Raw genomic sequence first — 8,059 nt, 5'->3', positions numbered from 1 at the left:
GGTGCGTCAGTTTCGGTGGTTGCCTCGCCAGAGTTGGTGTCGGCGTCGTCACTGCCGCAAGCGGCGAAGACGAGAGCCGAAGCTGCTGTCAGGGCGAGGAGCTTGTTGCTCCGTCGGGTGGTGTTCACGTATTTGTCCTCCTGGATATGGAATACAGAAGGGGAGGTAGTTGGCAGATGCAGGAACCGCCTGCAACGTGTAAGTCGCAGCGTTCGACCGTCTCTGTGGCTGAGGTCTCCTCCCCGGTGACCTCAGCGAGAGCGACAATAACATCGATCGCCATCCAGCGTGAGAAATAAAGATGTCCGCTCCGTGAAACGTCAATCAGTCAACACGAACATGGCGTCTCATTGCCATGTATTATCAGACCGAATCAGGGGCGCTGAACTGAACAAGGCGCGCGAATTCGTCGGGATCGAGGCTCGCACCACCGACGAGTGCGCCATCAATGTCGGCCTGACCCATGAGTTCTGCAGCGTTGGCCGCCTTGACCGACCCGCCGTACTGGATGCGAACGGCGTCGGCCGTCGCGTCGTCGGTCATGTCGCGCAGCTTTTGGCGGATGGCGTGGCAGACCGATTGTGCATCTTCAGCGGTCGCGGTCTTGCCGGTACCAATCGCCCAAATCGGCTCGTACGCGACCACCAGAGCTGCGATCTGTTCGTTGCTGCGACCAGCCAGTGCGGCTTCGATCTGGCCGAGCACCTTCGACTCGGTCTCGCCCAACTCACGCTCTTCGAGGGTCTCGCCACAGCACACGATCGGAACCATGTTGTGTTGCTGAATCGCGGCAACCTTCTTGTTGACCATCTCGTCGGTCTCGCCGAAGATCTCGCGCCGCTCGCTGTGTCCGACAACGATGTATGTCACGTTGAGTTTCTTGAGGAATGCTGGCGACACCTCGCCGGTGAACGCTCCGCTGTCTTCCCAGTGGCAATGCTGCGCGCCGAGAATCAAGTCGAGTTCTTCGCTGTCGATCAACGTCTGCACACTGCGGATGTCGGTAAACGGAACATGGATCGACACGTCGACCTGCTCGAAAATTTCCTTCGGCAACAGATAGTGCAGTTTCTGGACGGTCTGGATCGCCTCGAAATGATTGAGGTTCATCTTCCAGTTACCGGAGATCAAGGGCTTGCGATTTGCCATAATTCGTCTTTCGTCGTGGGTTTCAGTTGGGGTCAGACCCCAACTGAAATGTCAGTTCTGTGAGTTGCGGAGTGCTTCAAGGCCTGGGAGATCACCGTTCTCAAGGAGTTCGAGGCTGGCTCCTCCCCCGGTGGAGACGTGGTCGACCTCGTCGTCGAGACGGAACTTTGCGAGCGCCGCAGCCGAATCACCGCCACCAACAACGGTGAACGCTTTCGTGTCGGCCATCGCCTGTGCAACCGTGCGGGTGCCCGATTCGAATCGCTCGTCTTCGAACATGCCCATCGGGCCGTTCCAAAACACCATACGGGCGTCCATGATCACGTCGGTGAATGCTGCAGCAGAGCCAGGCCCGATGTCGTAGCCGATCGAGCCTTCGCCGAGGCGACTGCCGAACTGAGCAAAGTTGCCCTGCGCATCGACACCGGTGATGTCGTCAGGCAAGTGAATGGTCTTGCCCAACTCGGCCGCCGTTGCGAGGAGCGCCTTGCACACGTCGATCTGGTCGGGCTCGTGCAGCGAAGCGCCAACAGGCTTGCCCTGCGCTGCGAAGAAGGTGAAGCACATCGCTCCGCCGATGATGATCTCGTCGACGATTTCGAGCAGCGCACCAATCACACCAAGCTTGTCGGAGACCTTCGCTCCACCAAGCACAGCAACGAACGGGTGCTTCGGCTTGTTGCGCAAACCGAGCAACACTTTCACCTCCTTCTCGAGAAGGCGACCCATTGCTGCGGGCACGTGTTGCGGCGGGCCCACGATCGAGGCGTGCGAACGGTGCGACGCGCCGAACGCATCGTTCACGTAGCCATCGATACTCTTCCCATCGGTTCCCGCGATCAGTTGTGCGACGAACTCATCGCTGTTTCCGGTCTCGCCTACATCGAACCGAAGGTTCTCTAGCAGTTCGACATCGGGTGCGAGTTCGGCGAGCCGAGCACGGACGGGGTCCATCGAGTACTTCGGATTTGGTTCGCTCCGTCCATCAGCGAAGGGACGGCCAAGGTGGCTCGCACACACGACGTTTGCGCCGCGTTCGGTCAACCATTCGATGGTCGGCAGTGCTGCTCTGATCCGGAAGTCGTCGGTGATCGACACTGCCCCGTCATCGCCATAGTTGAGGGGAACGTTGAAGTCGGTGCGGACAAGGATGCGTTTACCCGACAGGCCACCGAGGCGGAGTTCAAGGTCTTCGAGGCGTGGAATGTCACTCATGATGATGCAAGCGTTTCAGTTGGGGTCTGACCCCAACTGAAACCGGAGCATTCTCAGCGCTTGGCCGTTTTGGCAACTTTGGAACCCGTGAAGAGGGCCATGTCGACGAGGCGGTTTGAGTAGCCCCATTCGTTGTCGTACCAGCCGTTGACCTTGACCATCTTGCCGAGCGCCTGCGTCATACCGGCGTCGAAAGTACAGCTCGATGGGTCGGTAACGATGTCGCTCGACACGATCGGGTCTTCGGTGTAGCTGAGGACGTCTTTGAGTGGACCCGACTTGGCAGCCTTCTTGAAGGCAGCGTTGATCTCTTCGACCGTTGCCTTCTTCTTCAGGTTGGCAGTGAAGTCGGTCAGTGAGCCAGTCGGCAGAGGCACGCGAAGTGAGCCACCATCGAGCTTGCCCTTCATCGACTCCATCACGAGGGCGGTCGCACGTGCGGCGCCGGTCGTCGTCGGGATGATGTTAAGTGCTGCTGCGCGGGCGCGACGGAGATCCGTGTGCGGACCATCGACCAGAGCCTGGTCGCCGGTATATGCGTGGATCGTGGTCATGAGGCCTTCGACGACACCGAAGTTGTCGTCGAGCACCTTGACGAGCGGGACAATGCAGTTGGTCGTGCAGCTGGCATTCGAGATCACTTTGTGCTGGCTGACCCGGAAGTCTTTGTGGTTGACGCCGTAGACGAACGTGGCGTCGGCTTCAGAGCAGGGCGCCGAGACAATGACAAGCGGTGCGCCGGCGTCGAGGTGGGCGCCAGCAGCTCCACGCGAGTTAAAGAAGCCGGTCGACTCGATGACGACATCGACACCGAGTTCACCCCATGGCAGATCGGCCGGGTTGCGCTCGCTGAGCACCTTGAGGGTGTCATCGCCGACCTGGAGGCCACCCTTGACGACGGTCACCTGTTCGGGGAAGCGACCGAGCACCGAGTCGTACTTGAGGAGGTGAGCCATTTGTTCGAGCGACCCGAGATCGTTCACTGCGACAAAGTCGATGTCGGCACCCTGCGCTTTTGCCGCGCGGAAGAAGTTACGGCCAATACGTCCGAAGCCATTAATGCCGACGCGAACTGTCATGTGATGAATCCCTTGATCGTGGTGGAAGGTGAAGGCTCCCGAGCGGAGCGTTCGACGCACCGAGTGCGCATAGCCGACTGTAGCGGGCGCGGGCAGAGCCGTTCAGGCTTCGGTGTCGTTGATCGAAAACGAGCGATTCAGCGCGCCAGATCGCGGTGTGCTGCGCGCACCGCGACGCCGTCCGACCGGAGCCGACCTGCGAGTTCTTCAGCGACGGCGACCGAGCGGTGTCGCCCACCGGTGCAGCCGATCGCGACAGTCAGATAGCTGCGGCCTTCGGACTCGTACTGCGGCAGCAGGCTCGACAGCAGATCGTGGATACGATCGACGAAGTCGCTACCGGACGATGTCTCGAGCACGTAGTCGCTCACAGCCGGATCGTGCCCGGTCAGCGGCCGCAGCCCTTCATCCCAGTGAGGGTTCGGCAGGAAGCGCACGTCAAGCACCATGTCGGCGTCGAGCGGCAGACCGTGCTTGAACCCGAAGCTCTCGACTGCCACCTGCAACCGAGATTCGGTACCATGGTCAAACGCCTGAAGAATCCGGTCCTTGAGCTGATGCACGTTCAGGTCGGTGGTGTCAATGATGAGGTCGGCGCTGCCACGAACCTTGTCCAACTGCTTCCGTTCCAGCTCGATCGATTCGACCAAGCCGTCAGCCTGATCTGCCAGCGGATGACGGCGGCGCGTCGCGTCATATCGCTTGACGAGCTGTGCGGTTGCTGTGTCGAGGAACAGCACTCGGACGTTGTGTCCGTCGGCGCGAAGTTCTGCGACCTTGCTCAGCACGTTGGCGTGATCGCGACCGCCGACGAGGGCCAGCTTCGCGATCTCGCTTCCCGGCTTCGCAGCAAGTTCGACAAAGGTACTGACGAGCGCAGTCGGCAGGTTGTCGATGACGAACCAACCGAGATCCTCGAGCACATTGGCCGCCCCCGAGCGCCCCGCTCCCGATAATCCGGAGATGAGGACGATTTCGGCCATTGCGCCAATCTACAGGCCCCAACAAGCTGCCGCCGCCAGGGTTCGGCTGGCCGACATGCGCCATGATGTGAGCATGCATGACATCGTGATTCGCAACGGCACGATCATCGACGGGACCAACACCGCGCCATATCTCGGTGAGCTCGCTATCGACGGCGACACGATCGTCGCCGTCGGGCCACCCGGCACAGTGACTGCTGGCGGCCGTCGAGAGATCGACGCCGACGGGCAGATCGTCACGCCCGGCTGGGTCGACATGCACACGCACTACGACGCGCAGGCCACATGGGACCCATACCTCACCCCTGCCGGCTGGCACGGTGTCACCACCGTCGTGATGGGCAACTGCGGCGTCGGTTTCGCACCAGCACACGCACACAGCCGGGAGTGGCTGATTCGGCTGATAGAAGGCGTCGAAGACATCCCAGGTGCCGCGCTGACCGACGGGATCGCGTGGGAGTGGGAGACATTCCCCGAGTACCTCGATGCACTCGACCGCCGCGAGTTCATCGCCGACATCGGCGCGCAAATGCCACACGGTGCCCTGCGCGCCTACGTCATGGGCGACCGTTCGGCCGACGGCATCGAGGCCACGCCCGAAGAAATCGGGCAGATGGCCGCGCTCACCGAAGAGGCATTGCGCGCCGGGGCACTCGGGTTCTCCACGTCACGCACTCCCCTCCACAAATCGGTCGACGGCGACCTCGTGCCAGGCACCTCGGCTGACTCGTCCGAGCTCATTGGCATCGCCAAAGGGATGGCCGCTGCAGGTCACGGTGTCTTCGAGTGTGCGCTCCACCACCCCGAGGTTCCCGAGTCGTTCGGTTGGCTCCGTGAGGTTGCCAGCATCACGCAGCATCCCGTCGTCTTCAACTTCAACATCAATGATCGACACCCGGACCTTTGGAAGGACGTCCTCGGGCTCTGCGAAAAAGCGCACGAGGACGGCCTGGCCGTGCACGGCCAGGTCGCTGGTCGCCCTGTGGGCATTCTGCAGTGCTGGGATGGCACGCTCAACCCGTTCATCGGGCGGCCAAGCTTCGAGGCCCTCGCCGACCTCGATCGCGCTCCACGACTCGCCGAGCTCCTCAAACCCGCGGTGAAAGCAGCGATCCTTGCCGAGCAGCACCCCGACGCATCGGAGTTCCTGCAGTTCGTCCTCGGCAGCTGGGACAAAATGTGGGCCTTCGTCGGCGACTCCGATTACGAGCCTGACCCCGCCGACTCGCTTGCGGCACGCGCCGAGCGTGACGGCTTGTCGGCAGCATCGCTCGCCTACGACCACCTCTGTACAGATGGCGGCAACGGCCTCCTCTACTTCCCGCTGATGAACTATGGCGAGGAGACCCTCGACCCGCTGCGTGAGATGCATCTTCACCCGCTGACACGCATGGGTTTGGCCGACGGCGGGGCTCACTGCGGCGCCATCTGCGACGGTTCGATGCCGACGTTCATGCTGTCGTTCTGGGCACGCGACCGGAGCCGCGGAGAACGCATGGAACTTCCTTACGTAATCCACCGTCAGACTCAGCAAACTGCCGAGTTCTACGGCATGTACGACCGAGGCGTGCTTGCAACTGGCTATCGCGCCGACGTCAACGTGATCGACTTTGAGAACCTCAACGTCGACGCGCCGCGCATGACGTGGGATCTCCCGACCGACGCTCCCCGGTTCGTCCAGCACGGCATCGGCTACAGCTACACGATTGCGCGCGGCCAGGTCACCGTCGAGCACGACAAGTTCACGGGCGCGCTCCCCGGCCGCCTTGTCCGCGGACCCCAGCACCTCGCGTGACCGGTCACACTGTGCCAGGCACAGTGTGACCGCTACCCAGTCACGGCACTAGCTGATTTTGCGAAGGCGCAAATAAAGCAGTCGGGGGAATGCTGATGCTGCTTCGTACTGCTCGGAGATCTCAAGAAACCCGGGCGGCGGAGATGGCTCTAACATGCGCTCGATAACCAAGCCGTGCTCGGCGAGCGCGTTGACGTAGCGAGACAGCGGGCGGTGGATGAAGCGGATGAACACGTCTTTCTGCACCTGCTCGATCGTGGCGGACTCGACGAGATATGGACCCATCCGCCAATACTGCTCGGGCGGGTCGACCGTATGGTCGTTGATCCACCCCGCGTCCGGTGTCTGCAGGATTGGATGGTTGAGGAAGAAGCAGAATCGACCGCCGAGTTCAAGGACTCGGGCAACCTCAGCAATCGCGTCGTCGACGTCGTCGATGTGTTCGAACACGAGGCATGCAACAGCGGTGTCGAACGACTCGTCGGCGAAAGGCAGCGCGGCTGCGGCTGCGCGACCGTAGGCAGGGCCGCCGCCTCGTCCAGATGCGACCGCGAGGCAGTTCCATGTCGGGTCGATACCGATCACGGTGATGTCGTCCTCGACCCCGTTTGCCGCCGCAAGACGACTGACCTGGCCGTCGCCACACCCGATGTCGAGTACTCGTCGAGCACCTGCGATTTCGTGCGCTGCGAGCGGCAGGATCTGCTCTTCGTACTCTGGGTCGGCGCCGTCGGTGAAGCCTTCGATCCACCAGTCGGCATGCTCTTCCCACAGTTGATTACTCGTGTCGGCCACGTGCCGCAGCGTACGTGTGTGCACTTCCCCTCGGGCCGGAAACGGCCACATCAGTAGGTTGCGAGGGATGAAGTTCTCCATTTGGCCCAGCCCCGCTCGCCCCGCTCAAGAAGTGCTCGACCTTGCTCGGATGGGCGACACCGACGGCTGGTACTGCTTCTGGTACGCCGATCACTACATGGAGAACACCGGCGATGAGTCGTTCAAGCCCGGGCCGGTCCACGAGTGCTGGACCATCCTCCCGGCGATCGCGGCCGTGACCGAACGCATCCGCCTCGGCCCCCTGGTGTCACCGACGTCGGTGCACCATCCGGCGCTCCTGGCGAACCGCGCCGCGACACTCGATCAGCTTTCGAACGGCCGCTTCGTCCTCGGCCTCGGTGCCGGTTGGCAAATCAACGAGCACCAGGCATACGGCATCGAACTCGAAGCTCCAGGCAAACGCGTCAGCCGTTTCGAAGAGTCGATTCAGATCGTCGAGTCATTGCTCGTCAACGACCGCACCGATTTTCACGGCGAGTTCTACGACTTCACCGACGCACCGTGCGACCCAAAGCCGGTCCAGTCGCCGCTCCCCATCACCGTCGGCACCGGCAGCCCACGCATGTTAAAAATTGCAGCCCGCCACGCCACCGACTGGAACACCTGGGGTGCACCGCCGCTCGCCGCTGACTGCCACGCAGCGTTCGTCGCTGCGTGCGAATCGGTTGACGTCAATGTCGACAGCAAGCACACATCGGTTCAGGCCATGTTCTTCCTCGACGGCGACGTCGACAAGATCGCAGCGAGCCCCATGGCTGACCGATCGATCGTTGGCTCCAACGACCAAATCATCGACGCGCTCGGACAGTACGCCGCAATCGGCTTCGACGAAGTCATCGTTCCAGACTTCACACTCGGGGCCACAGCTGAAGCCCGGATGGACGCCTACGCACGCTTCCGCGAATACATCATCCCCAACGTGTCCTAAACCCCTGCCGATGCATATTTCATTCGTGATTCGGGATCACGGTTCGTCGAGGCCAAGAAAGCATGAACCCGAG

Annotated in this window: 7 protein-coding genes; 2 read left to right on the top strand and 5 right to left on the bottom strand. The window is 61.8% G+C overall.

The features are described from left to right. Positions 1 to 363: 363 nt before the first annotated feature. The 4 genes from tpiA to rapZ all read right to left on the bottom strand — a co-directional run bounded on the left by tpiA (position 364) and on the right by rapZ (position 4,426). The gene (tpiA, locus tag ACH2EI_RS16550; protein WP_395153155.1) at positions 364 to 1,149 is read right to left on the bottom strand and encodes a triose-phosphate isomerase; all 786 of its coding nucleotides are present in this window, start codon (positions 1,147 to 1,149) and stop codon (positions 364 to 366) included. 51 nt (positions 1,150 to 1,200) lie between these two features. Then, complete coding sequence (locus tag ACH2EI_RS16545; RefSeq protein WP_395153154.1) at positions 1,201 to 2,364, bottom strand: phosphoglycerate kinase; 1,164 nt, start codon at positions 2,362 to 2,364, stop codon at positions 1,201 to 1,203. Positions 2,365 to 2,417: 53 nt separating this feature from the next. Further along, positions 2,418 to 3,443, bottom strand: a complete 1,026-nt coding sequence (gene gap, locus ACH2EI_RS16540) for a type I glyceraldehyde-3-phosphate dehydrogenase (RefSeq protein WP_395153153.1) — start codon at positions 3,441 to 3,443, stop codon at positions 2,418 to 2,420. Positions 3,444 to 3,580: 137 nt separating this feature from the next. Next, a complete protein-coding gene (gene rapZ, locus ACH2EI_RS16535; RefSeq protein WP_395153152.1) occupies positions 3,581 to 4,426 on the bottom strand; it encodes an RNase adapter RapZ in 846 nt (281 codons plus the stop codon). 73 nt (positions 4,427 to 4,499) lie between these two features. On the opposite strand from rapZ, the gene ACH2EI_RS16530 reads away from it, so the two are divergent. Further along, positions 4,500 to 6,221 carry an amidohydrolase family protein gene (locus ACH2EI_RS16530; protein ID WP_395160817.1) on the top strand — a complete coding sequence of 574 codons (1,722 nt, stop codon included), beginning with the start codon at positions 4,500 to 4,502 and terminating at the stop codon, positions 6,219 to 6,221. A 48-nt stretch (positions 6,222 to 6,269) separates the two neighbouring features. Here ACH2EI_RS16530 and ACH2EI_RS16525 read toward each other — a convergent pair whose 3' ends face one another. Continuing rightward, the gene (locus tag ACH2EI_RS16525; protein WP_395153150.1) at positions 6,270 to 7,016 is read right to left on the bottom strand and encodes a class I SAM-dependent methyltransferase; all 747 of its coding nucleotides are present in this window, start codon (positions 7,014 to 7,016) and stop codon (positions 6,270 to 6,272) included. Positions 7,017 to 7,083: 67 nt separating this feature from the next. On the opposite strand from ACH2EI_RS16525, the gene ACH2EI_RS16520 reads away from it, so the two are divergent. Continuing rightward, positions 7,084 to 7,986 (top strand): LLM class flavin-dependent oxidoreductase, encoded by a 903-nt coding sequence (locus ACH2EI_RS16520; RefSeq protein ID WP_395153149.1) that lies wholly within the window; start codon positions 7,084 to 7,086, stop codon positions 7,984 to 7,986. Positions 7,987 to 8,059 lie beyond the last annotated feature (73 nt).

The sequence above is a fragment of the Ilumatobacter sp. genome, assembly GCF_041688325.1.
Classification (GTDB): Bacteria; Actinomycetota; Acidimicrobiia; order Acidimicrobiales; family Ilumatobacteraceae; genus Ilumatobacter_A.
The sequence above is the reverse complement of the archived record's forward strand: the minus strand, read 5'-3'. Positions and strand labels throughout refer to the sequence as shown.